We start from the raw sequence: 23,816 nt of genomic DNA, 5'->3' as shown, positions 1-23,816 counted from the left end.
AATTATACGATCAGTAAAGTATAATCAAGCGATCGGTCAGTAGAACTGTGCGACGTGGCTCACGCCCGTGAGCGGTGCGGTAGAGCAGGGAGGCATGGGAGTGGCGAAGACGGCGGCTCCGCGGGGTTTCGCGCGGGAGCGCGTATTAGAGGCCGCGCAAGGGCTGTTCGCCGAGCATGGGGTGAGCGGCACGTCGCTGCAGATGATCGCCGACCGATTGGGCGTCAATAAATCGGCGGTGTACTACCAGTTCCACTGCAAAGACGACATCGTCGTCGCGGTATTCCGTCCGGTGTTCGAGGACATCGCCCGGGTGGTCACCATCGCCGAGGCAATCGACTCCCGCGAGGTCCAACGCGAGGCCACCATCAGCGGCATCATCGAACTGGCGGTGCGGCACCGTCGCACCACGGCCCTGGTCCACACCGATCCCGCCGTGGTGGGAGTCGTCGAGGCCATCGGAGACTTCCGGGACGCCTCCCGGCGCTTGCAGTCCATCCTGGCGGGACCACAGCCCGACCCGGCCACCCTCATCGCGATCGCTGTTCTGGTGCCCGGGATTCTCGGCGCAGCAGCCGATCCCGCGGTTTCGGATATTCCCAACGAGGAACTGCACCGGATGCTGTTGGACTGCTCGCGGCGGCTCTTCGCCGCCTGATGCGGCCGGCGGGTCAGGAGGCGGTCGGCTCCAGCACGTCCACGCCGACGTAGGGCACCAGCGCCTGCGGCACCCGCACGCTGCCGTCGGGCTGCTGGTGGTTCTCCAGGATCGCCACCAGCCACCGGGTGGTGGCCAGGGTGCCGTTGAGCGTGGCCGCGGTCTGCGGCTTGCCGTTCTCGTCGCGATAGCGGGTGGCCAGCCTGCGCGCCTGGAAGGTGGTGCAGTTCGACGTCGACGTCAGCTCCCGGTAGGTGCCCTGGGAGGGCACCCACGCCTCACAGTCGTATTTGCGGGCGGCCGAGGACCCGAGATCGCCTGCGGCCACGTCGATCACCCGGTAGGGCACCTCGATGCGGGCCAGCATCTCGCGCTGCCAGCCGAGCAGCCGGTCGTGTTCGGCTTCGGCGTCCTCGGGCCGGCAGTAGACGAACCCCTCGACCTTGTCGAACTGATGCACCCGAATGATGCCGCGGGTGTCCTTGCCGTAGCTGCCGGCCTCCCGGCGGAAGCACGACGACCACCCCGCGTAGCGCAGCGGCCCGCCCGACAGGTCGAGGATCTCGTCGGAGTGGTAGCCCGCCAGCGGCACCTCGGAGGTGCCCACCAGATAGAGGTCGTCGGCCTCGAGTCGGTACACCTCGTCGGCGTGCGCACCCAGAAATCCGGTGCCGGACATGACTTCGGGACGGACCAGCGACGGCGTGATCATCGGGGTGAACCCGTTGTCGACGGCCAGTCGCACGGCCAGCTGCAACAGACCCAGCTGCAGCAGCGCGCCCCGGCCGGTCAGGAAGTAGAACCGCGAACCGGAGACCTTGGCTCCGCGTCCCATGTCGATCAGACCCAGCGCCTCGCCGAGCTCGAGGTGGTCGCGCGGGTTCTCGATGGCCGGCGGCTCGCCCACCACGTCGAGCACCGCGAAGTCGTCCTCGCCGCCGGGGGGCACGCCGTCGATCACCACGTTGGCGATCGCCATGTGCGCAGCCGTGAACGCCGTCTCGGCCTCGCCCTGGGCGGTCTCGGCGGCTTTGACCTGCTCGGCCAGCTCCTTGGCCCGGGCCAGCAGGGCGGGGCGCTCCTCGGGCGAGGCCGCCCCGACCGACCGGCTGGCGGTCTTCTGTGCGGCACGCATCGAGTCCGCGGCCGCGATGGCGGCACGACGTGCGGTGTCGGCAGCCAGCAAGGCGTCCACCAGGGCCGGGTCCTCGCCGCGACCCACTTGGGAGCGGCGGACACGGTCGGGATCTTCACGCAGCAGCTTCAGGTCGATCACGGCAAAACCCTACAACCTGGCCGGCGGCATCACTTTCGCATCATTTGTCACGCGCTCGCGGCTGCCTGTCAGAATGGACGCGATGTCAGAGGCAGCCGACCAGGAGAATCCACCCGCCAAGCGGGTGTCTTGGCGACGCACGCTCCAGGCCGCCCCGACGCGCCGCGCTCTGTTGCTGACCGCGCTGGGCGGGCTGCTGATCGCCGGTCTGATCACCGTGGTGCCCGTCGTCGGCGGCGGCACCGGCGGGCTGCTGGGCCGTCTGAACGCCGAGCCGGCACCGGGAACGGGCGGCAAGGGCGCCGGGCCGGGACTGGGGCTGGGCACGGTCAAGGGCAACGAGGCGATCGACCACGCCGTCGCCGGCGACTGCCTGAACTGGCCGGACAACGACTTGGACGCGGCGACGATCGTCAGCTGCGCCGACGAGCACAAATTCGAGGTCGCCGGCCCGGTGGACATGAAGATGTTCCCCGGTGCCGAGTACGGCCCGGATGCCCCGCCGCCGTCGATGGCCCGCATCGAGCAGATCACCCAGGAACAGTGCGAGTCGTCGGTGCGCCGTTACCTCGGCGCCAAGTTCGACCCGCACAGCAAGTTCGTCGCCAGCATGCTGTGGGCAGGCGAACGCGCGTGGCGCCAGCATGGTGAGCGCCGGATGTTGTGCGGACTGCAACTGCCGGGCGTGGGCGGCCAGCAGACCGCGTTCGTCGGCAAGATCGCCGACATCGACCAGTCCAAGGTCTGGCCGCCGGGCACCTGCCTGGGCATCGATCCGGCCACCAACCAGCCCAACGACGTTCCGGTGGACTGCGCGGCGCCGCATACCAAGGAGGTCACCGGCACGGTCAACCTGGCCGAACGGTTCCCCGACGCGCTACCGCCCGAGCCCGAGCAGGATGCGTTCATCAAGGAGTCCTGCACCCGGCTCACCGACGCCTACCTGGATCCGGTGCAGCTGCGCGACACGACGCTGACATTGACCTACGCCACGGTCTCGCTGCCGAGCTGGGCGGCCGGCAGCCGCGAGGTGGCGTGCAGCCTGGGCGCCACCCTGGGCAACGGTGGCTGGGCGGCGCTGATCAACAGTGCCCGCGACTCGCTGCTGATCAACGGCCAGCCTCCGATTCCGCCGCCGTCGATTCCCGCGGAGCGGCTGAACCAATTGCCCGCGGGTAGCCAACCGCGGTGAGTGTCCAGATGGACCCAGGCCGGTTCGACGATCTGGTCTCCGACGCGCTGGATCTGATTCCGCCCGAGTTGGCCGCCGCCTTCGACAACGTCGTGATCCTGGTGGCGGACCGCAACGCCGAGGAGCCCGACCTACTCGGCCTCTATGAAGGGGTGGCGCTGACCGAGCGCGATTCGAGCTACGCGGGGTCGCTGCCGGACACCATCACCATTTACCGGGATGCACTGCTGGAGATGTGCGAGTCCGACGATCAGGTCGTCGACGAGGTCCGGATCACGGTGATCCACGAGATCGCCCATCACTTCGGTATCGACGACGACCGGCTGCACGAATTGGGCTGGAGCTGACGGTGCCCGGCGCGGCGCGGCACAACGACCTTGTCGGCGCGCAGTGCTATGAACGATCCATGGATGACCACTGCCGAGACTGCCGGGCGGAGCTGGAGCACTGCCACGGCACACTCATCCACCACGTTCACCAGATCGCGGAGTGCACCGAGGAGGGTTGCGCCGGTGAGGTGCTGCCGCACTCGTTCGCCCTCGATTGCGAGGCGGTGGGGTGCCGCTGCGCCGAGGTGTACGCGCTGGCGGTCTAGCTGCTAGCCCATCGGGTCGGTGTCGGATCGCAGCGCGTCGCCGACCGGGTCCGGATGCGGTTCGGGATAGAACGGCGGCGTCAGCGAGCCCCACTGCACACAGCTCCATCGGCCGTCGGTGATCGGAGCCAGCACCACGGCGGTGGCGTTCTCCAGGTGGTTGTCCAGTACGAAACCGCCGTCCACACCCGCCAGCGTCGCGGCCGCCAGCCGGATCGCCGCGCCGTGGCTGACCACGACGATGTCCCCGGTCCAGTCGTCATCGTCGAGATAGCGCAGCCGTAGGTCGGTGACGACCGGCAGGTAGCGGTCGAGCACCTGTTCGGCCGACTCCCCGCCGGGCAATGCGACTCCGGGCTCGCCGGAGTGCCAGCGCTGATAGATCGCGTTGAACTCGGCGATCGCATCGTCGTCGCTGCGGTTCTCCAGTGCGCCGGCCTGCACCTCGTGGATGCCCTCGAGGGCGCGGGCGGTGACCCCGAGCCGGCCGCTGATCTCGGCTGCGGTCTGAACCGCGCGGGTGGCCACCGAATGGGCGACCAGCATCGGACGGTGCGCGCCCTCGGCGGCAAAAGCCCGGGCCTGGCCGCGCCCCAGCGGGGTCAGTTCCGAGCCGGGCGGGCGGGTGTCGAGGCGGCGGTCGACGTTGCCGTAGGACTGGCCGTGGCGCAGCAGCACCAGCCGCCCGCTCATGACCCCGCCCCGCATCGGCCCCCGGGCTCGATCGGCCAGGAGCCCAGGTAGCGGACGTCGGCGCCGCTGCGGCGCAGGGCCTGCAGGGCCTCGGCGACCGCTTCGTCGTCGAGGTGTCCGACGCAGTCCAGGAAGAACAGGTACGTGCCCAGCTCGGTGCGGGTCGGGCGGGACTCGATGCGAGTCAGATCGATGCTGCGACTTCCGAACTCGGTCAGGGCTGCCGCCAGGGCTCCGGGCGCGTTGTCCAGGCGCAGCACCACCGACGTGCGGTCGGAGCCGGTGCGCGTCGGCGGCGGCGCGGGGGCACCCACCAGCACGAAGCGCGTGCGGGCGTTGGGCTCGTCGATGACGCCCTCGGCCAGGGTGACCAACCCGCGCTGTTGGGCAGCCAGCGCGGTGCTCACCCCGGCATCGACCTCACCGTCGTAGACCTGCTGCGCCGCAGCGGCATTGGAGTTGGCGGGCACGGTTTGGGCCCCGGGCAGGTGCTCGGCCAGCCAGCGCCGCACCTGGGCGCCTGCCACCGGATGGGCGGCCACCGTGCGAATCTCCCTCTCGCCGCGACCCGGTGCGACGACGATCGAGAACCGGACATCCAAGGTGGTTTCGGCGAATATCTGCAACGGAGACCCGACCGCGAGTCCGTCCAGAGTGGGCGTCACCCCGCCCTCGATCGAGTTCTCGATCGGCACACATGCGTAGTCGACGGCGCCGGAGCGCACCGCCTCGAGAGCGGCCGGCGTGCTCTCGGCCGGCACCGGTTGAAGGTCTGCGCCGGGAACCCGTCCGGCGCCGGTCAAGGCGAGCAGCGCCGCTTCGGTAAAGGTCCCCGCCGGGCCCAGATAGCTGATGCGGGTCACCGGACAACCCTATCGGCCGCCACCGGCCGGCGCGCTCACCGGCGGCGCCCGGGTGAGCTCATTCCGCAATTTCCTGTTGCGCCCACCCCGGTCATTAATTAAGTTAGCCTTACCTCACTTCGAAAGGTGATCGATGGCCACGACCACAGCAGCAACCGTCCCGACGTCCGCCGAGCGGATTCGCAGCGCCTGTATCCGGGGTCAAGCGCTCCTGGCGATCGCCGACGCCGCCGACGCCGCGCCGGTCAATGCGCCGGTCTGCCACCTGCTGCGGGACGGTTCGCTGGTGGTCGCGGTCCCGATCGGGGACCCGGTCGCGCAGGCCGCCGCCGACTCCGGTGTGCAGGCGATGCTCGAGCTGACCGATCACGCGCCGTTGCGGCTGCGCGAAAGAGTGCGTGCGCTGGCCTGGATCCGGGGACTTCTGCGCCCGGTGCCCGACCGCGAGATCTCCGTGCTGCTCGACCGGATCGCGGCGGTCGACCCCAACCCTGCTCTGCTGCAAGTCGTCTCACCGCGTTCGGCATCGCACTCCCGCGATGTGGGTGCACCCGACGACAACGATTCCGACATCGACTACGCGCTGCTGCGGCTGACACCCGAGTCGGCGGTGCTGGCCGACGCCACCGGAGCCGAGGCGGTCGACGTGCACGAGCTGCTGGCGGCCCGCCCCGATCCGTTCTGCGCGATCGAAGCGCATTGGCTGCAGCACCTCGACTCGGCGCATCCCGACATGGTCGCCCGGCTCGCCGCCGCCAAACTGCCGCCGCAGCTGCGCCGCGGTCAGGCCCGCCCGCTCGCCGTCGATCGCTACGGCATGTGGCTGCGGGTGGAGGCCCCCGAAGGTGACCGCGACGTGCGACTGAGCTTCCCGCACCCCGTCAACGATGTGACGGGTCTCAACCGGGCGGTACGCGCACTGATGGGCTGCCCCTTTCTCAACGGGCTGCAGGCCCGGCGCCAGGCGCGGTAGCAGATCGACGCCATCAGCCCGCGGCGATTGCGAGCGCGGCGGAGCCGGGCGCAGCAGATCGGCGCCATAAGCCCCGCTACCGTGGCGAGGTGACCGAGCTCCAGCCCCAGCGACACGCCCTGCGGCTGGAGATCGTTGTGGTCCTGGCGGTCACCTACGGGCTGAGCGCCGTCACCGCCATGCTGCAGCTGGCCGATGCGGTGTTGCGCGACCTCGGCGCCCAGCGGATCCCCCTCAACCCGCGCCGGTCCTATTTCGACCTGATCGACCTCGGTCTCAACGCCGCCTGGGCGGCGCAGCTGATCGCGTGGGGTGCACTGGCGCTGTACCTGCTGTGGCGCAGCGGATTCGGGCCCGCCCGCATCGGACTCACTCGGTGGCCCCGCCGCAGCGACCTGGCCGGCGGCCTCGGCCTGGCCGCCCTGATCGGGCTGCCCGGCCTGGGCCTGTACCTGCTGGCACGAACCCTGGGTCTCAACGCCGACGTCATTCCCGCAGCGATCAACGACACCTGGTGGCGCGCTCCGATGCTGGCGTTGATCGCCTTCGCCAACGCGTTCGCCGAGGAAGTGATCGTGGTCGGCTACCTGCTGACCCGGCTACGGCAGCTGCGGGTTTCGCCGTGGGTGGCGCTGGCCTGCTCCGCCCTACTCCGTGGCGCCTACCACCTCTATCAAGGTTTCGGCGCTGGGCTGGGCAATATCGCCATGGGCCTGGTGTTCGGCTACACCTGGCAGCGCACCGGACGGCTGTGGCCGCTGGTCCTGGCGCACGCCCTGATCGACACCGTGGCGTTCGTCGGATACGCCCTGTTCGCCGACCAGCTGGGCTGGCTGCGCTGACCGCTACGGCGGCCGGCGCAGACCTCAGCCCACCGCCCGAGTCACCGTGACGGTGATCGTGCTGGCGCCGGCGTTGGATCCGATGACTAGGACCGCAGCGTTGTCCGCCGAGACCACCTGACCGCCGGTCACGCTGACCTGGTAGCCGTTCGGGAACTGGACATCCGGGATCGAGATCTGAGTCTGCGACCCGGCGTCGAAGTTGCCCGAGCCGTCGGCCATCGCCGTGGAGTAGCTGAAGGAGAAGACGCCGCCGGAGAACGACCAGCTGTTCGGGATTCCGGCGATCACCTGCGGGTAAGGCTGCGCCAGAGTCGCAACGATGGCCTCGTCGACGTTGTCGCCGACCGGCGGCAGGTTGGTGTTGTGCACCAACGAGCCGGCCTCGTTGGTGTAACCCCAGTACAGCCAGCCGAATCTGTGCGAGTCGATCGAGTTGAGCTGGCTGGTGATGGTGTCGGTGTTGTGGGTGGCGCCGAACTCGGTGACCACCGCCGGGACGTTGTAGCGGTCGATGAAGCGCTGGGCACCTTCCATCATCATCCCGTCCCACAGTGAGCAGCCGAAAGCGCTGCCCCCGCCCAGGGCGTCGAAGATGCAGTAGTCGTGGAAGGCGAACACCGAGTTGTCGTCATCGACCGGGCGCAGGTTGGTGAGCGCGGTCGCGTTGCCGAACAGTACGTTGGGCTCGTAGTACACCGTGGTGTTCGGGTCGACCGACCGGATCGCCGAGGTCACCTGGTCGTAGAACGGGGTCAGCGTCTCGCGGTCGAAGTGCGCGTTGCCGAGGAAGCTGCCCAGCCACGACGTACCCGGCCACGGCTCGTTCATGATCTCGTAGCCGGCCACGCCCGGGGTGCCGCCCAGGTAGTCGGCGGTGACCTGCCACATCCGGGAGTAGTGGTTCAGCAGCCCGGCTCCGTCCACCTTCTCGTTGGACCAGAACGCATCCCACGCCTGGTTCTGCGCGGGGTTGAGCGCGTAGGCGAACGGGAACGGCTGGGTGGGGTCATTGTCGGCCGGGTTGAATATGGTCGCCCAGTCCGGCGCGCCGTGGCCACCGATCTCCTCGCTGTAGAGGTCCTGGTGCATGTCGATCACGCTGACGATGCCGTGCGCCTTGAGGGTCTCGATGGTCTCCTTGACCGAGTCGAGGTAGGCGAAGTTGTACACCCCGGGCTGCGGCTCGATCTCAGACCAGTACACGCCCAGCCGCACCGCGGTAAAGCCGTTGGCGGCCAGGAAAGCCGCGTCGTCGTCGCCGAAGCCGTTCCCGCCGGGCGAGAACGGCGGTGACTTGTACACCTGGTTGACACCCTGCAGGATGACCACCCGGCCGTCCTGGTCGACGATCCAGTTGCCGGCGGTTCCGAGTTCGGCCGGTGCCCTCTCCGGAGCTCCGTCGAGCGTGCCGAAGTGGCCCACCGCGCCGTGGGTGCCCAGCGATCCGGCGAGGCCGCCGGCCCCGCCCAGCGCGGGCAGGTCGCCCTGACCCAGGTAGACGCCGTTGCCGCCGTCCCCGCCGGCGCCACCGCCGCCGAACCAGATCGAACCGTTTCCGCCGTCACCGCCGTTGCCGCCGAGATGGGTGCCGTCACCGCCGTCGCCACCCGCACCGCCGATACCGAGCATCCAGCCGCGCCCGTCGCCACCGGCCCCGCCGATGCCGCCATTTACGCCGTCGCCACCGGCGCCGCCGGCGCCCCCGACCCCCATGTACCACCCGCCGACTCCGCCGACACCACCGCTGCCGCCTTCGCCGCCGTCACCACCGGCGCCACCGTTGCCGAAGAACCCGGCCGCTCCTCCGGCCCCACCGCTACCACCGAACTCGCTGTTGTCCCAGCCCGCCCCGCCGTCGCCGAACAACCAGCCGCCCGCACCACCGGCGGCATGCTCCGCCGTACCGTCCGCACCATCGCCGATCATCAGGCCCAGGCCCAGCACCCCACTGATCTGGTTGGACACCTCGATGACCGGCGCCATCAACGGGTTGCCGACCAACCAGTCGATACCGGTGTAGAGCGGGCTGTAGACCCAGTTCTGGACCAGCGCCGCAACGTCGGGGTAGAGCAGGCTCTCCAGGCTCGACGACGCAGCCGCCGAACCGGCCAGCAGGCCATCCCAGTTCGTCGCGGAGGCGAACGCATCCCAGGCCGCAGGGCTGAACACCGCATCCCAGTCCAGGCCGCCGGCAGTCGTGTCCATGAACGGGGCCAGCACCTGCTCGAACACGGCCTCGAAGCCCTCGGCGGCCGCCACCGGTGCCGGCGCCAGCGGCAGCACCCCGAACGCCAGAAACGCCCCCGCTGCCGTACCCAGCCCGGCAACCCGGCGGTTCCGCTTCGTGCTGCACTGACGAGTCATCTGTGGGTAGACCTCTCTTCATGACTGGGCCGCGACCGGCGTGGTCAAGATAACGATCCCTTCGGAAAATTACTAACAAAAGCTGAGAACAACGCGGGTGTGGACCGGCGCACCGGGAAGGCTCTACGTCCACCGCTGCGCCGGCCCGGGCCCGGGAGATCGCCTCCGCGCTGCTCGATACGTAGATTGGGCGGGTGAACGGTGATCGCGGGCCGGGTCCGCCCTGGCGCCCCCCACCGCCGCGTCGTGAACCGCCGCCGATGTTGTATCGCGACCCCCGTGGCCGGCCGGTCTCGCCGCCGCCCCGGGCGATCTGGAGGCCAGCGGCGCCCCCCGCGCCGCCACCTCCGCCCGCGCCGCGGCCGCCGGCGGCGCGCGCACCTGCGCCGCGTCCCCCCGCTGCGCGCCGGCGGAGATCGTGGCCACGTCGTCTGTTGGCGCTCGCCGCGCTGGCGGCCTTGCTCGCCACCGCGTCCCTGGTAGGCGCCGCGGCCTGGCTCGACACCGCGCTGCAACGCACCGCGGCGTTCTCCGGTTATGCCGACCGTCCGCCGCCGGCCCGCGGGACGACGTGGCTGCTGGTCGGTTCGGACAGCCGCGCTGACCTCTCTGCCCAGGAGCAGCAGACCCTGAGCACCGGCGGGAACCTCGGCAGCGGACGCACCGACACGGTGTTGCTGGTCCACCTGCCCAGCCCGGGATCCGGGTCGCCGGCCACGGTGGTATCCCTGCCGCGCGACTCCTACGTCACGGTCCCGGGCTACGGCAAAGACAAGATCAACGCCGCCTACACCCTCGGTGGCGCCCCCCTGCTGACCCGGACTGTGGAGCAGGCCACCGGCCTGCGGCTGGACCACTATCTCGAGATCGGATTCGGCGGCTTCGCCGCGCTCGTCGATGCCCTGGGCGGCGTCACGTTATGCCCGGATGAACCGATCGACGACCCCCTGGCGGGACTGAATCTGCCGGCCGGCTGTCAGACGGTCGCCGGTAGGGCCGCGCTGGGCTACGTCCGCAGCAGGGCCACGCCGCGCGCCGACCTGGACCGGATGGCCCATCAGCGGCTGTTCCTGTCGGCGCTGCTGGCCCGGGTCGCCGATCCCGCCGTGTGGCTCAATCCGCTGCGCTGGTACCGCGTGCCGCGCGCCGCCGCACGCGCGGTGACGGTGGACGACGGCACCGGCGTGGTCGACCTGGCGGCCCTGGGGTGGGCGCTGCGCGGTACCACCACCATGCTGACCGTGCCGATCGGCGAGTTCGTCTGGACCGAGGCCGGCGACGCGGTGGTATGGAACGACGCCGAAGCCACCCAGCTATTCGACGCATTGCGTCGCGATACACCACCCGAATCGGGCACCGACAATTAAGTCAAACCTAATTTCCGACGCGATTTCGCCATTTCAGCGTACCCTATCTTTACTTAGGCAAAGCTGACCTGACTAAGCATCACCTTGGATGCAAACCCGCTCTGACCAGGGTAGTGTCGCGGTCATGATCGAGAACGACAGCCACAAGACGAAATTTCACGCGCTGCTGCAAGAGCAGATCTACCACGAATTCACCGCCGCCCAGCAATACGTCGCGGTCGCCGTTTATTTCGACGGCGAGGATTTACCACAATTGGCGAAGTTCTTTTACGCCCAGGCCGTCGAGGAACGCAACCACGCGATGATGCTGGTGCAGTACCTGCTCGACCGCGACATCCGCGTCGAGATTCCCGGCGTCGACCCGGTGCGCAATCAATTCGACACACCGAGGGATGCGCTGGCCCTGACGCTGGAGCAGGAGCGCACCGTTACCGAGCAGATCAGCCAACTCACCACTGCCGCGCGCGACGAGGGAGACCACCTCGGCGAACAGTTCATGCAGTGGTTCCTGCGCGAACAGGTTGAGGAAATGGCCGTGATGACCCGGCTGCTCCGAGTCGCCGACCGTGCCGGGCACAACCTGTTCGAGTTGGAGACCTTCATCGCACGCGAGGTCACGGTGAGCCAGGAAGCCGGCGCACCGCGAATCGCCGGCGGGTAAACCCCTCTCCCGCCGATCAGCCCGCCCGCAACCGCGCCTTGGTTCGGGCGGGCTGATTCGTGGCAATCCACGCGACCCCGACATCCCTGCAGAAGTCGACGTCCTCGTTGCGGTCGACGGTCCAGCAGTACAGCGCACGGCCCCGGGCGGCGGCCTGGTCCACCAGCTCCGGATGTTCGCGCAGCGTCTCGATCGACGGGCCGATCGCAGTGGCACCGACCGTCGTCGCCGCGGTGCCCCCCAGATAGCGGGCGCCTGACCCGAGCAGGACCGTCGGCAGCAGAGGTGCGGCCCGGCGGATCCGCCACACCGCCGCCGCCGAGAAGGACATCACCACCGCGCGCGACCGCGAGGCCGACGCCGGCGCGGCGAGCCCGAATCGCTGCAGCAGCGCGAGCACTTCACGCTCGACCATTGCGCCATACCGCACCGGATGCTTGGTCTCGATGAAGATCTTCACCGGCCGGCGCCAGTCCAAAACCAGCGCAACCAGTGCATCGAGGGTGAGCAGGCCGGTGTCGCCGATGCTGACGCCATCCGGCGAACCCGGCTGCCCCTTGTGGTGCCAAGCGCCGTAGTCGAGGCGCTGTAGTTGCGACAACGTCATCTCGCTGACCAGCCCGACCCCGCTGGAAGTCCGGTCCACCCGACGATCGTGCACGCAGACCAGGTGACCGTCGCTGGTCAGCCGCACATCGCACTCGACGCCGTCCGCCCCCTGCTGCAACGCCAAGTCGTAGGCGGCCAGGGTGTGTTCCGGGCGGTCGATAGACGCGCCCCGGTGCGCGACCACGAACGGGTGCTCCGAGACGACATCGCCGGCCGGGGTCATGGCCTTACGCTGCCGGTTCCCGTCCGTCGGACTCAAGGGCCGGCGCCGGTGTGGTGGCTCCTTCGGCCTTGGGCTCGGCGGCCGGATCCGGCGTCGAGCCCGCGGCGGTGTCGCGGCCGTCGGCCACCACCACCCAGTGGTGAGCCGGCCGGCCCATCGACCGCCGCTCGAATCCCTCGACCACCCGGGCCGCGGTCACCACTGCCGCCAGGCCGAGGAGGTACGCCACCACGGTCGCCACCATGTTGTTGGCAATGCCCTGGGCCCCGTCGGCCCAACTGGTGGCGGTGGCGAAGATCGCGCCCGCGGTACTGGCCGCCCACACGGCCCACCACACCACGATGGGCTTGCGCAGCCGCTCCAGCCGGTCCTCGCGCTTGGCCAGCTCCATGACAAACACCGGCGCCCACGCCAGGTTGACCACCGGCACCAGGCAACCGGCCCACAGCGCCCAGGCCGGACGCGTCTCGGGCAGGTGCAACCGGGCGAAGGCCACCGAACGCCGGGCGAGCAGCCACCTGGTCAGCACCACGGCGCAACTGACCACTGCCGCGATCGCGGCCAGCCCGGCCAGCCGGCCCAGCCACACCGCGCCACCGGCGATCAGGGGATTCAGCAGCATGGTGCGGTTGACGATCATCAGCACATAGATCAAGGCGTGCACCAGAGCCGCGACGCCCAGCGCGGCGACCGCAGCAGCCAGCGTCTTCTCCAGCGAGCGCGCCGAAGGTGCCGGCCGTTGTCCCGGCTTCGACTGTGCTACAGCACGAATCGGCCCGCCCATCAGCGTCCAACGGGGCATCACCGCATAACGCGGGGTGGGGCCCAGCGGGCGCCGGGCCGGCGGCTGCGGAGGCGGCGGACCGGGCCGCACCGCGATCCAGCGGTAACCGGGCCCGGGCTGCGGCGGCGCCTGCCCGGGTGCTGCCGGCGGTGCCGGGGGCCCGGGCTGGGTCCACTGCAACTCGGCTTCTTGCTGGGGTGTCAGCGGCGCCCACAGCGCGCCGTTGCAGCGTGGGCACCAGGCCCGCTGCTGGTCGCGCACGTTCCACCGCGTCTTGCAGCGGGAACACACCTGGATCACCGCACCAGCCTAGCGGCGACCGCAAGGGCGGCGGAGCCGACCGCAGCCGGGTCGACGCCCTCAACACCGCGGCGACCGCAAGGGCAGCGGAGGCGGGCCGGGCGGGCGACCGGCGAATGGTGGCGAGGGCGTCCCTAACGGCCCGCGCCGGGCCCGGCAGCTACCACCGGCTATCCACAGTTTCCACAGGTTTATCCACACACCAATCGACAGCGGCACGGGGCGTGATGTGCTTGTTACATGCCGCCAGACGCATCAGTTGTGGATAACGCGGCGTCATCGAAGCGAACCGACTAACAGCGCCGAGCGAAATCGATTGATTAGCTAAGCAGCCGCCTACCGCCCGCATTCGGCCGCCCGGTAGCCGTGGAGCGTATCGATGCAGGTAAGTCGGGTTATCCAGGTGAATTTTTCCACTGTGCGAACAAAGCGCTATGATCGCCGTCACAGAACGGATGTGATGCGCCTCACGGGGGTGGGCGCACCGCGAGATTTGGGGGCAAGACAGATGACGGCAAGGCCGATCGGACCAGGTCCCGTCGCAGCGACGTCGGGCTGGCATTCGGGATCGTCCACTTACAAGCGCGCCTATCTGCTGGCGTCGCTGCGTGCCGGGGTGATCGCCCTCGTGCTGCTGACTTTCCTCGTGGTGCTCGTCCTGACCTGAACCTCGGCTGAGCTTTGCGGTCGGCTGACGGCGCGGCCCAACTCCACCCGTTGTTGCGGTACACCCGGCGTTGGAGCAATGTGGTTGCCGGTGGCCCCCTCGGACCGCGACCGCGGTGACGTGGGGTGCCGCTAGACCGTCAACGCCTGTCGACAATGATCAACGGTGACTGACACCGGATCAGTACCGAAGGAAGGAACCCCGTGGCCGACTACACCCTGCCGGACTTGGACTGGGATTACGGAGCCCTTGAGCCGCACATCTCGGGCCAGATCAACGAACTGCATCACAGCAAGCACCACGCCGCCTACGTTTCCGGCGTCAATACCGCACTGGAGAAGCTCGCGGAGGCTCGGGCCAACGACGACCACGGCGCAATCTTCTTGAACGAGAAGAACCTGGCGTTCCACCTCGGCGGGCACGTCAACCACTCGATCTGGTGGAAGAACCTGTCCCCCAACGGCGGTGACAAGCCGACGGGCGAACTGGCCGCGGCCATCGACGACGCGTTCGGGTCGTTCGACAAGTTCCGTGCACAGTTCACCGCGGCCGCCAACGGCCTGCAGGGTTCGGGCTGGGCGGTGCTCGGTTACGACACCCTCGGCGGCAAGCTGCTGACCTTCCAGCTCTACGACCAGCAGGCCAACGTGCCGCTGGGCATCATCCCGCTGCTGCAGGTCGACATGTGGGAGCACGCCTTCTACCTGCAGTACAAGAACGTCAAGGCCGACTACGTCAAGGCGTTCTGGAACGTGGTCAACTGGGCCGACGTGCAGTCGCGTTTCGCGGCCGCCACCTCGAAGACTTCGGGGCTGATCTTCTAGCCGGACAGTCGTCAAGAGTGGGGCGTCGCGCCGTGGGCGTGGCGCCCCACTTGTTTTCTACGGCGGTTCCAGCTTCGCCTGTCCTCCGTCGAGCCTCGCTGAGCCACCGGCTTTTTTCACCGTTTCGTTATCCGCCGCCCCGCCGTGTCACCTTGAATCCGCCTGGCGGGTGCCGCATGCTGCCAGACAACCCCACCCGCTGAAATGCGAGCAGGCGAATCAGCCAACAAGCCAGAATGTCGCGGAGGGTGCGCGATGGAGACGACAGGGTCCGGCCGGGCGATCGAAGTCGCCCCGTTTCACTCCCGTGGCGAGCTTCACGGATTCGTGGTGTTCGGCCGTTGGCCGGATTCGACCAAGGAATGGGCACAACTGCTCAGCATCGCCGTCCGGGTCGCTTCGATGCCCGGATTGCTGCCCACCACAACGGTGTTCGGCACGCACGAGGAGCTACCCGACAATCCCGGCCCGGGCACCGTCGGATTGTTGCTGGCCGAGGGCACCGTCACCGGCGAGTCGGCGATCGCACCGGGGTACTTCGCCGGCCGGCAGCCTTCCGCGCTGCTGATGCTGCACCCGCCGTCGGAGACCATTCCCTCGCTGCCCGAGTGCCGGGGCGCCGCGTCGGGGTGCATTCTGCTGCCCGGCCTGCCCTACCTGGGCCTGGAGCATCGGGCGGCCTGGGTCGAAGCAGAATCCGACGGCACCGTCACCTCGATGGTGAGCCGGGTCGGCGTTGACCCGGTCAGCCACCCCGATACCGCGATCCTGGCCATGCTGCTTGCCGCATAAAGCAATTCGCGTGGAATTGTCCCCGTGCCGGATCATCGGATTCGGCCCGCCGAAATTCCCTGTCGCCTGGCGGCCGCGCAGTGCAGTCACTAGCCTCGGCAGCTGACGAAAGGGCGTCCCCGCATGCTTGCCGCCATGCTGATCAGCCTGGGCGTGGTCTTCCTCGCCGAGCTCGGCGACAAGTCTCAACTGATCACCATGACGTACGCGCTGCGGCACCGCTGGTGGGTGGTGCTCAGTGGCGTGGCCATCGCGGCCTTCGCCATCCACGGCATCTCGGTGACGGTGGGGCACTTTCTCGGACTGACGCTGCCCGCCCGTCCGATCGCCGCTGCCGCCGGCGTTGCCTTCATCGGTTTCGCGGCGTGGACGTGGCGCGAAGGAAGCAGTTCCGCACCCGGGGGAACCGCGGTCCGCGAGCCCCGATTCGTACTGTTTGCGGTGGTGTCCTCGGTGCTGTTGGCCGAGCTCGGGGACAAGACGATGCTGGCGACGGTTGCGCTGGCCAGTGACCGCAACTGGCTGGGCGTGTGGCTGGGCGCGACGATCGGGATGGTGCTCGCCGACGCTGTCGCGATCGCGGTCGGCACGGTGCTGCACCGGCAGTTGCCCGAACCCTTGCTGCACGCCGCGGCCGGACTGCTCTTCCTGTCATGCGGCTTGTGGATTCTCTTCGATGAGGCGCTGGGCTGGCGGCCGGTGGCCATCGCCTCGGTCGCCGGATCGGTGGCGGTGGCATTGGGGGCAGCCCTTTGGCGGGCTTCGCTGCGTCGTGCCGCACCGACCGCCGGAGACGATTCCGCCACTCGGTAGCAAATCCCACCGACAACGCCACACACGGTGGAAACTTCACTTCGCCGGAGTGGCTTCCAGAGGCGAGGACCAACGGACCGGTCTTGGTGGATCTCTTCGTTCGTCGTTGCCGACGCAATTGTGCGAGCTACGACAAGAAGATACGGCCACAGCGACCTCTACGAAGAGCCGAATGAACTGCACCCGGCCCGATCTCGTCCTTCAAGATCGAATTCGCTAGCCAAACACCCTTGGTTGTGTCGGTAACTATCGCTACGATGATCAGCAAATCATCAGGCGCTACCGCTTCCCCCTCGCGGAGCGCCTGTCGCCCGCCCTGCCTACCCCCTGGAGGTCCTAATCGATGAGCGCGACGTTCGCTGTCCGCTTGAATCGCCTTTTCGAGGTGGTCTATCCACCCGGCCGCGGACCGCATACGTCCGCCGAGGTAATCGCGGCACTCAAAGCGGAGGGCGTCACGATGTCGGCCCCCTACCTTTCGCAGTTGCGCTCGGGCAATCGGACGAACCCGTCCACCGCCACCATGGCCGCGCTGGCCAACTTCTTCCGGATCAAGCCGGCGTTCTTCACCGACGACGACTACTACGCCAAGCTCGACGCCGAGCTGTCCTGGCTGGACAGCGTCCGCGACGCCGGAGTACGGCGCATCGCGACCCAAGCGGTCGGGCTCTCACCGGAGGCCCAAGAGGATGTCCTGGCCCGCATCGACGAGCTTCGTCGCAAGGAGCACCTCAGCGTCTGAGGCCTCGGCGCCGCGATTAGGGTGGCTTGATCGGTTCCAGCGAGACACCGGGGAGGCGGCCGCGATGGGCCTGTTCAGAAAACGCAAGAGCCGCGCAACCCGGCGTGCCGAAGCACGGGCGCTGAAGGCCGGCGCCAGGCTTGAGGCGCGGCTGGCCGCCAAGAGCGAGGCGAAACGCTTCAAGGCCAGTCAGCGCGCGGACGCCCGTGCGCTCAAGGCTCAGATCAAGTCCGACCGCGACCGGGACCGCACCGCACGCAAGGCCGCCGAAAACCAGCTCAAAGCCGCCCGCGACGGCCGCATCCTCTCGCCCGCCAGGGTCCGCCGCACGCTGGTGGTCACCCGAATGCTGGCACCGGTCGTCGTGCCGCTGGTGTACCGGGCCGCAATGGCCGTGCGCGGCCTCATCGACGAGCAGCGAGCGGCCCGACTCGGGGTGCCGCTGGACCGCGTGGGCGAGTTCTCCGGACCCGCCAGACACACCGCCCGACTCTCGGCGCGGATCGCCGGGGCGGAGAAGACGCTGCGTCTGGTGCAGGACCGCAAGCCCAAGGATTCCGAAACCAAGCAGTTCGTCGCGGCGATCACCGACCGCTTGTCGGACCTGTCGACGGCGGTGACTGCCATCGAGACCATGCCGGGAGAGCGACGCCGAGTGGCCTCCGCCTCGATCAGCGACCAGCTCGATGGGATCGACGCCGATCTGATGGCCCGACTGGGGCTGCCGTCATGAGCACGGCGGTTGAGCGAGGCTCGACGGAGGAGAGGCGGAGCTGGGACCGCCGCATGAGCACCAGCGTGCGCGCCATGGCGCTGGCCACGGCGATCACCGCAGCGTGCTTCGGTTCCGCCACGCCGGCCTGGGCGCACGTGCACGCCAGCAGTCCCGGCGCGGTGCGCGGCGGGGTTGCAATGGTCACTTTCGAGGTTCCCAACGAGTCGCCGAACGGTTCTGCCACAACGGAACTCACCGTGACGCTGCCTGATGTGGCCTCGGCTCGCACGGAGACCAAGCCCGGCTGGACCGCACGCCTGGACCGCGACCCCCAATCCGGGGCGGTGCGCTCGGTGACCTGGACCGCCACGGCGGGCGCCGGCATCGGTGTCGACCAGTTCGGACTGTTCCGGATCGCGATGCGACTGCCCGACACCGAGACGGTGAACTTCCCATCGGCACAGCGGTACGCCGACGGCACCGAGGTGCGCTGGGACGAAACTCCCCCACCCGGCGGCGGTGAGGCGCGGCACCCGGTGCCCACGCTGCAGCTGGGGACCGGCCCCGCCTCGGCGACCGAGCACCACGCCCAGCACCCCGAGCCGGCCGTGTCCGCCGGCCCGGCGCCAGAGGCGGGATCCGAGGCCGGCGAGCACCGCGGCGACAATGCGGCCCGGCTGCTCGGCGGCGCCGCCCTGCTGGTCGCTGCGCTGGCTGCGACGATCGCCCTGGGCAGGCGGCGGGCGTGAGGCGGGCGTTGCGCGGCGCACTGGCGGGCATGTTCCTGCTGGGGATGCTGCTCGCGGCCACCGGGGTGGCCGCCGCGCACGCCGTGCTGGTGTCGAGCGACCCAGCGCGGGACGCGGAACTGTCGCGCGGCCCGGAGCGCGTCAGCGCGACCTTCAACGAGCAACTGCAGTCGGACTTCGCGGCCATGACGGTGGTCGGTCCCGACGGGCACCTGTGGTCCACCGGGGACACCCGGGTGGACGGCGCGGTCGCCAGCGTCGCGGTGCGCCCGCTGGGGCCCACCGGGACCTACACGGTCCACTATCGGGTCACCTCCGCCGACGGGCATGCGGTGTCGGGTTCGTGGCCGTTCCAGCTGACGGTGGCCGGCACTGGGGAGCCCGGCCCCGCGGTCACCGACCGTAGCGACGCCGCACCCGCCATTCCGCGCCGCTACGCCGACCCCCAGGATGACCTGCCGATTTGGCCCTTCGTCGCCGGCGCGGTGGTGCTCGTCGGGGCCGGTCTGTGGTTCAACCGGCCTCGATCCTGACTTTCGGCCCGGGGTCGCGCCGGCCGATGCTGGCATGATGGGAGCGTTGCCTGACGCCAAGTTGATCTGAGACCAGAACCCCGCCAGAGGAGCTGCCGTATGACCGAACCGCAAGGCCAGCCCGACCACGAAGCCGCTGCCGCGCCCGAGCCGGTTACTCCGGCTGCAGCCGAACTGCCGGCCGAGCCGCCGGCTCCGGCGCCGCAGAAGACGCCCGCGAAAAAGGCACCCGCCAAGAAGGCCCCGGCGAAAAAGGCGGCCGCTAAAAAAGCCCCGGCCAAGGCGGCCAAGAAGGCGCCAGCAAAAAAGGCGCCCGCTAAGGCCGCCCCCGCAGCGCCTGTGCCGGCCCCACCGGTGCCCGCCACGCCGGCAGTCGCCACCAACGGCTCGGGCCACCTCGCTGAGGGCGCCAAAGAAACGGCGGCCCAGGCAAAATCCACGGTGGACTCGGCCCGCAATCCGCTGAGCACGCCGGTTTCACCGGCACCGCGTTCACCCGGCCCGCTGCTGGCCGCCGGAATCCTCGGCGTGATCGCGCTGCTGTTGCTTCGCCGCCTGCGCGCGCGCCGGGGCTGACCGGCGTGACGGCACGCTTCCGGCCCACCGCCGACCTGGTCGACGAGATCGGCCCCGACGTGCGCAGCTGCGACGTTCAGTTCCGCCAACTCGGCGGGCGTACGGAGTTCGCCGGTCGCATCAGCACCGTGCGCTGCTTCCAGGACAATGCGCTGCTCAAATCGGTGCTCTCTGAACCGGGCGACGGCGGGGTGCTGGTGATCGACGGGGGCGGCTCGCTGCACACCGCGCTGGTCGGTGACGTCATCGCCGAGCTGGCGCGCAGCAACGGCTGGGCAGGGCTGATCGTGCACGGCGCGGTGCGCGACGCCTCGACCCTGCGCACCCTCGACATCGGCATCAAGGCGCTGGGCACCAATCCCCGCAAGAGCACCAAGACCGGCGCCGGTGAGCGTGACGTCGTCGTCGAGTTCGGCGGTAGCGCCTTCGTTCCCGGCGCGATCGCCCACAGCGACGACGACGGCATCGTCGTCGTCTAGGACGGGCACTCCGATGAACGCCACCCTGCGGGCGCGTTGGGAACAGCTTCGCGCGCGCGTCGACGACGCGTGCCATGCCGCGGGGCGTTCGCCCGCAGACGTCGACATCCTGCCGGTGAGCAAGACCTTCGGTCCCGAGCTGATCCGCGACGCCGTCGATCTGGGCATGCACCGATTCGGCGAGAACAAGGTCCAAGAGATCAAGGACAAGGCGGCGGCGTTGGCCACCGAGGAGGCCGGCCCGGGGATCGACTGGGTGATGATCGGACACCTGCAGACCAACAAGGCGGGCGTGGTGGCACGGTTGGCCGCGGAGGTGCAGTCTTTGGACCGGTCCAAACTTGCGGTGGCGCTCGACCGCCATCTGCGCGCCGAGAACCGCGTCATCGACGTGCTGGTGCAGGTCAAGACCTCTGACGAGCCCAGCAAGTACGGCCTGGATCCCGACCAGCTGCTGCCGTTCCTCGACGAGCTGGCCGACTACTCCACGATGCGGGTGCGCGGCCTGATGACGCTGGCCATCAACACCGACGACCCCGACACCGTCCGCGGCTGTTTCCGCCGGCTGCGCCAGTTACGCGATACCGCGGCCGAACACGGCCACGTCGTGCCGCGGCTGTCGATGGGGATGAGCGGCGATTTCGCGCTGGCCATCGCCGAGGGCGCTACCGAGGTGCGGATCGGGACCGCGCTGTTCGGATCCCGGCCCTACCCCGACTCCTACTACTGGCCGGAGCGCCCTTAACACCGGGCGCCGGCCCCGCCGCCCTCGCGATCGCCGCTAGACGCTTACCGGCGCCCGGTGCTTGCTGAACTTCAGCGACTTCTCGTCCACCTTGCCGTGCCGGATAAGCCGCAGGTCCAGCAGGTAGTTCTGCTTGAGCCGCCACGGAGCCTCCGAGCCCGAGCGCGGCAGGTCGTCCATCGCCCGGCGGAAGTAGCCGGGGCTGAAGTCCATGAACGGCTCTTCCTTCACCGCGGCACCGGGGTGCTGCGGCTCGACCCGGTCGAATCCGTTGTCGTCCATGTAGTTGAGCACCCGGCAGACGAACTCCGAGACCAGGTCGGCCTTGAGCGTCCACGACGCGTTGGTGTAGCCGAAGGTCACCGCGGCGTTGGGCACCCCGGAGAACATCAGGCCCTTGTAGGTCATCGCCTTGGGCAGATCGATCGGCTCGCCGTTGCGCAGCAGCGATGCCCCACCCAGCAGCTGCATGTTCAGCCCGGTCGCGGTGATGATGATGTCGGCGTCGAGTTCCTGGCCGGAGTTCAGCCGGATCCCGGTCTTGGTGAACGTGTCGATTGTGTCGGTGACGACGTCCGCCTTGCCGCTGCGAATGGTCTTGAACAGGTCACCGTTGGGCGCCAAGCACAACCGCTCGTCCCACGGGTTGTACCGCGGCCCGAAGTGCTTCTGCACATCGAAGCCTTCCGGCAGCCGGTGCTTGGCCATCGTCATCAGCGTCTTGCGCATGTACTTGGGAAACTTCCGCGCCAGCTGATACTGCAGAGTGCTGAAGCCGATCGCCTTCCAGCGGTTGGCGAAGTGCGCCGCTTTGGTCGGCAGGAACCGGTTCGCCTGAACGGCGAACGGGTCAACCAGAGGCAGCGCGCCGATGTAGGTCGGCGACCGCTGCAGCATGGTCACATGCCCGGCGCCGGAGTTGACCAGCGCGGGAATCAACGTCACCGCGGTGGCGCCGCTGCCGATCACCACAATCTTCTTGCCGGCGTAGTCCAGGTCCTCCGGCCAGTGCTGCGGGTGCACGATGGTGCCGGCGAAGTCCGCGGCGCCGGGGAATTCCGGCGAGTAGCCCTGTTCGTAGTTGTAGTAGCCGCTGCACGCGAACACGAATGACGTGGTGATCTGCTGTTGCTCGCCGTTGTTGTCGACGGTGACCGTCCACTGGTTGTCGGCGTCGGACCAGTCGGCCGAAACGACCCGGTGCCGGTAGCGGATGTGCTTGTCAATGCCGTTCTCGACGGCGGCCTCATTGATGTAGTTCCAGATGTCTGCGCCTTCGGCGATCGAGTGCGCCGACCGCCACGGCTTGAACCGGAAGCCCAGGGTGAACATGTCGGAGTCCGAGCGGATGCCGGGGTATTTGAACAGGTCCCAGGTACCACCGAGGTTGTCCCGGCTTTCCAGGATGGCGTAGCTCTTGTTCGGGCAGCGGTTCTGCAGGTGCCAGGCCGCGCTGATACCGGAGATGCCGGCGCCGACGATCACAACATCGAGGTGTTCAGTCATGGCGCCAGATTATCAACGGTGTGTCGAGTCGGTCAACACCCTGTTGAGTAAATCAACGTCGTGTAAAGTAGCGCCCATGGCCAGCCCCAATGCCACCCGTCACGGACGCCGCGCGGCGCGGCCATCCGGCGACGATCGGGAGCTGGCCATCCTGGCCACCGCCGAACGACTGCTCGAGCAGCGCCCCCTGGCCGAGATCTCGGTCGACGACCTGGCCAAAGGCGCCGGGATCTCGCGACCCACCTTCTACTTCTATTTCAAGTCCAAGGACGCGGTGCTGCTCTCGCTGCTGGAGCCGCTGATCGCCGCGGCCGACTCGGAGTTCGTCGGGGCGGTGCAACGACTGCCCACCGACCCGCGCCGGATCTGGCGCAGTGGCATCAAAGCGTTCTTCATCGCGTTCAGCTCGCATCGCGCGATCGCCCGGGCCGGAACCGAGGCACTGGCCACCAGTCCGGAGTTCAAGGCGATGTGGAACGGCTTCATGCAGAGGTGGATCGAGCAGACCGCTGCGATGATCACCGCGGAACGCGAGCGCGGCGCCGCGCCGACGACCATCGACGCCCTGGATCTGGCGACATCACTGAACCAGATGAACGAGCGCACCATGATGGCAGCGCTGGTCGGCGAGCAGCCTTCGGTACCTCACGAGAAGGTGGTCGACACATTGACCCACGTCTGGGTCAGCAGCATCTACGGCCAGGCGTCCTGACGCCGGCCGCAGTCAGACACTGTCAGAACCCGCCGACACCGAACCCGGCCAGCAGCACCGCGAAGCCGCCGACCTCGCCGATGACCAGCAGCACCATACCGGCGCGCAGCCGCCAACCGAACTGCTCGAACTGGTTCGTGGTGTCGCGCAACGCGCCGTGCAGCATGTAACTGCCGATCGCCACGACGAAGAAGAACACGATGACCATTGCCGCGACCATGTTCACCCAGGTCGGCCAGGCGCTGAGTTCCACGAACACCGCGACCAGCATTGTCGCGAAGGAGTACATCAACGCCGCTCGATGTGCGATATCAACGTAGACGTGCGCCTGGCGACGGTCCGAGGTCGCGATCTGTTGATACTTCCACGCGCCCAACAGCAGAGCGAGCAGAAAGATCAGGCCGGCCGACAACAACGTCACCTTGGTGTCGATGTCCAGATTGATGACCACCGAGTGAGCCTACGTCCCGCCACCTGAGTTTGCGGCTCCGCCGACCTTGCGATCGCCGCGGGGTTCACGGCGGCGACCCGCCGCGGGGTTCACGGCGGCGACCCGCCGC

At 68.8% G+C, this 23,816-nt stretch carries 27 protein-coding genes and 1 pseudogene; 20 read left to right on the top strand and 8 right to left on the bottom strand.

Going from position 1 to position 23,816, the window contains the following annotated elements:
- The first annotated feature begins 100 nt into the window (after positions 1-100).
- Complete coding sequence (locus N416_RS0114415) at positions 101-658, top strand: TetR/AcrR family transcriptional regulator (protein ID WP_024442813.1); 558 nt, start codon at positions 101-103, stop codon at positions 656-658.
- A 13-nt stretch (positions 659-671) separates the two neighbouring features.
- Here the strand turns inward: N416_RS0114415 and serS are convergent, their stop codons facing one another.
- A complete protein-coding gene (serS, locus tag N416_RS0114410) occupies positions 672-1,934 on the bottom strand; it encodes a serine--tRNA ligase (protein WP_024442812.1) in 1,263 nt (420 codons plus the stop codon).
- Positions 1,935-2,007: 73 nt separating this feature from the next.
- On the opposite strand from serS, the pseudogene N416_RS0114405 reads away from it, so the two are divergent.
- The 3 genes and pseudogenes from N416_RS0114405 to N416_RS0114395 all read left to right on the top strand — a co-directional run.
- Positions 2,008-3,105 (top strand): annotated as a pseudogene (locus tag N416_RS0114405) (septum formation family protein); the annotation flags it as partial.
- A gap of 17 nt (positions 3,106-3,122) precedes the next feature.
- Positions 3,123-3,473, top strand: coding sequence for a metallopeptidase family protein (locus tag N416_RS0114400; protein WP_024442810.1), 351 nt, complete (start codon positions 3,123-3,125; stop codon positions 3,471-3,473).
- 59 nt (positions 3,474-3,532) lie between these two features.
- Positions 3,533-3,721 carry a hypothetical protein gene (locus N416_RS0114395; RefSeq protein WP_024442809.1) on the top strand — a complete coding sequence of 63 codons (189 nt, stop codon included), beginning with the start codon at positions 3,533-3,535 and terminating at the stop codon, positions 3,719-3,721.
- Positions 3,722-3,724: 3 nt separating this feature from the next.
- Here N416_RS0114395 and N416_RS0114390 read toward each other — a convergent pair whose 3' ends face one another.
- Both N416_RS0114390 and pheA read right to left on the bottom strand, forming a co-directional pair.
- The gene (locus tag N416_RS0114390; protein ID WP_024442808.1) at positions 3,725-4,414 is read right to left on the bottom strand and encodes a histidine phosphatase family protein; all 690 of its coding nucleotides are present in this window, start codon (positions 4,412-4,414) and stop codon (positions 3,725-3,727) included.
- On the bottom strand, positions 4,411-5,277 hold the full coding sequence (gene pheA, locus N416_RS0114385; protein ID WP_024442807.1) for a prephenate dehydratase: 867 nt from the start codon (positions 5,275-5,277) through the stop codon (positions 4,411-4,413). Before pheA ends, N416_RS0114390 begins: the two co-directional genes overlap by 4 nt.
- A gap of 133 nt (positions 5,278-5,410) precedes the next feature.
- On the opposite strand from pheA, the gene N416_RS0114380 reads away from it, so the two are divergent.
- Positions 5,411-6,250 (top strand): DUF2470 domain-containing protein, encoded by an 840-nt coding sequence (locus N416_RS0114380; RefSeq protein ID WP_024442806.1) that lies wholly within the window; start codon positions 5,411-5,413, stop codon positions 6,248-6,250.
- A gap of 89 nt (positions 6,251-6,339) precedes the next feature.
- A complete protein-coding gene (locus tag N416_RS0114375; protein WP_024442805.1) occupies positions 6,340-7,092 on the top strand; it encodes a CPBP family intramembrane glutamic endopeptidase in 753 nt (250 codons plus the stop codon).
- Between the two features lie 24 nt (positions 7,093-7,116).
- On the opposite strand, the gene N416_RS24280 is transcribed toward N416_RS0114375, so the two are convergent.
- On the bottom strand, positions 7,117-9,459 hold the full coding sequence (locus N416_RS24280; RefSeq protein WP_024442804.1) for a cellulase family glycosylhydrolase: 2,343 nt from the start codon (positions 9,457-9,459) through the stop codon (positions 7,117-7,119).
- 194 nt (positions 9,460-9,653) lie between these two features.
- Here N416_RS24280 and N416_RS21700 point away from each other — a divergent pair, with 194 nt between their 5' ends.
- Both N416_RS21700 and N416_RS0114360 read left to right on the top strand, forming a co-directional pair.
- Positions 9,654-10,826 (top strand): LCP family protein, encoded by a 1,173-nt coding sequence (locus N416_RS21700; protein WP_024442803.1) that lies wholly within the window; start codon positions 9,654-9,656, stop codon positions 10,824-10,826.
- Positions 10,827-10,950: 124 nt separating this feature from the next.
- The gene (locus N416_RS0114360; protein ID WP_024442802.1) at positions 10,951-11,487 is read left to right on the top strand and encodes a ferritin; all 537 of its coding nucleotides are present in this window, start codon (positions 10,951-10,953) and stop codon (positions 11,485-11,487) included.
- 16 nt (positions 11,488-11,503) lie between these two features.
- Here the strand turns inward: N416_RS0114360 and N416_RS0114355 are convergent, their stop codons facing one another.
- Complete coding sequence (locus tag N416_RS0114355) at positions 11,504-12,319, bottom strand: glycerophosphodiester phosphodiesterase (RefSeq protein WP_024442801.1); 816 nt, start codon at positions 12,317-12,319, stop codon at positions 11,504-11,506.
- Positions 12,320-12,323: 4 nt separating this feature from the next.
- Positions 12,324-13,403 (bottom strand): DUF4328 domain-containing protein, encoded by a 1,080-nt coding sequence (locus tag N416_RS0114350; protein WP_024442800.1) that lies wholly within the window; start codon positions 13,401-13,403, stop codon positions 12,324-12,326.
- A 508-nt stretch (positions 13,404-13,911) separates the two neighbouring features.
- On the opposite strand from N416_RS0114350, the gene N416_RS23560 reads away from it, so the two are divergent.
- The 11 genes from N416_RS23560 to N416_RS0114295 all read left to right on the top strand — a co-directional run bounded on the left by N416_RS23560 (position 13,912) and on the right by N416_RS0114295 (position 21,038).
- Positions 13,912-14,070 carry a hypothetical protein gene (locus tag N416_RS23560; protein ID WP_164517908.1) on the top strand — a complete coding sequence of 53 codons (159 nt, stop codon included), beginning with the start codon at positions 13,912-13,914 and terminating at the stop codon, positions 14,068-14,070.
- 203 nt (positions 14,071-14,273) lie between these two features.
- The gene (locus N416_RS0114340) at positions 14,274-14,894 is read left to right on the top strand and encodes a superoxide dismutase (protein ID WP_024442799.1); all 621 of its coding nucleotides are present in this window, start codon (positions 14,274-14,276) and stop codon (positions 14,892-14,894) included.
- 255 nt (positions 14,895-15,149) lie between these two features.
- On the top strand, positions 15,150-15,686 hold the full coding sequence (locus N416_RS0114335) for a hypothetical protein (RefSeq protein ID WP_024442798.1): 537 nt from the start codon (positions 15,150-15,152) through the stop codon (positions 15,684-15,686).
- 123 nt (positions 15,687-15,809) lie between these two features.
- Positions 15,810-16,499 (top strand): TMEM165/GDT1 family protein, encoded by a 690-nt coding sequence (locus N416_RS0114330; protein ID WP_024442797.1) that lies wholly within the window; start codon positions 15,810-15,812, stop codon positions 16,497-16,499.
- A 343-nt stretch (positions 16,500-16,842) separates the two neighbouring features.
- Complete coding sequence (locus tag N416_RS0114325; RefSeq protein ID WP_024442796.1) at positions 16,843-17,241, top strand: helix-turn-helix transcriptional regulator; 399 nt, start codon at positions 16,843-16,845, stop codon at positions 17,239-17,241.
- A 64-nt stretch (positions 17,242-17,305) separates the two neighbouring features.
- Positions 17,306-17,974, top strand: a complete 669-nt coding sequence (locus N416_RS0114320) for a DUF6474 family protein (RefSeq protein WP_024442795.1) — start codon at positions 17,306-17,308, stop codon at positions 17,972-17,974.
- A 53-nt stretch (positions 17,975-18,027) separates the two neighbouring features.
- Positions 18,028-18,705, top strand: coding sequence for a YcnI family protein (locus tag N416_RS0114315; RefSeq protein ID WP_024442794.1), 678 nt, complete (start codon positions 18,028-18,030; stop codon positions 18,703-18,705).
- Positions 18,706-18,734: 29 nt separating this feature from the next.
- A complete protein-coding gene (locus N416_RS0114310) occupies positions 18,735-19,238 on the top strand; it encodes a copper resistance CopC family protein (RefSeq protein WP_081654579.1) in 504 nt (167 codons plus the stop codon).
- Positions 19,239-19,337: 99 nt separating this feature from the next.
- Positions 19,338-19,814 carry a hypothetical protein gene (locus N416_RS0114305; RefSeq protein WP_024442792.1) on the top strand — a complete coding sequence of 159 codons (477 nt, stop codon included), beginning with the start codon at positions 19,338-19,340 and terminating at the stop codon, positions 19,812-19,814.
- Positions 19,815-19,819: 5 nt separating this feature from the next.
- Positions 19,820-20,293 (top strand): ribonuclease E activity regulator RraA, encoded by a 474-nt coding sequence (rraA, locus tag N416_RS0114300; protein ID WP_024442791.1) that lies wholly within the window; start codon positions 19,820-19,822, stop codon positions 20,291-20,293.
- Between the two features lie 13 nt (positions 20,294-20,306).
- Positions 20,307-21,038: a YggS family pyridoxal phosphate-dependent enzyme gene (locus tag N416_RS0114295; protein ID WP_024442790.1), complete on the top strand. Its 732-nt coding sequence runs from the start codon at positions 20,307-20,309 to the stop codon at positions 21,036-21,038.
- A 36-nt stretch (positions 21,039-21,074) separates the two neighbouring features.
- Here the strand turns inward: N416_RS0114295 and N416_RS0114290 are convergent, their stop codons facing one another.
- Entirely contained in the window at positions 21,075-22,544 is a 1,470-nt protein-coding gene (locus N416_RS0114290; RefSeq protein ID WP_024442789.1) for an NAD(P)/FAD-dependent oxidoreductase, read from the bottom strand.
- 76 nt (positions 22,545-22,620) lie between these two features.
- Between N416_RS0114290 and N416_RS0114285 the strand changes: the two genes are divergently transcribed.
- Positions 22,621-23,256 carry a TetR/AcrR family transcriptional regulator gene (locus tag N416_RS0114285; RefSeq protein WP_024442788.1) on the top strand — a complete coding sequence of 212 codons (636 nt, stop codon included), beginning with the start codon at positions 22,621-22,623 and terminating at the stop codon, positions 23,254-23,256.
- 22 nt (positions 23,257-23,278) lie between these two features.
- Here the strand turns inward: N416_RS0114285 and N416_RS0114280 are convergent, their stop codons facing one another.
- On the bottom strand, positions 23,279-23,701 hold the full coding sequence (locus tag N416_RS0114280; RefSeq protein ID WP_024442787.1) for a hypothetical protein: 423 nt from the start codon (positions 23,699-23,701) through the stop codon (positions 23,279-23,281).
- Between the last annotated feature and the right edge of the window lie 115 nt (positions 23,702-23,816).

This window comes from Mycobacterium sp. UM_WGJ (assembly GCF_000455125.1).
Classification (GTDB): domain Bacteria; phylum Actinomycetota; class Actinomycetes; order Mycobacteriales; family Mycobacteriaceae; genus Mycobacterium.
Note: the sequence above shows the minus strand (reverse complement) of the source record. Positions and strands in the feature narration are given on the sequence as shown.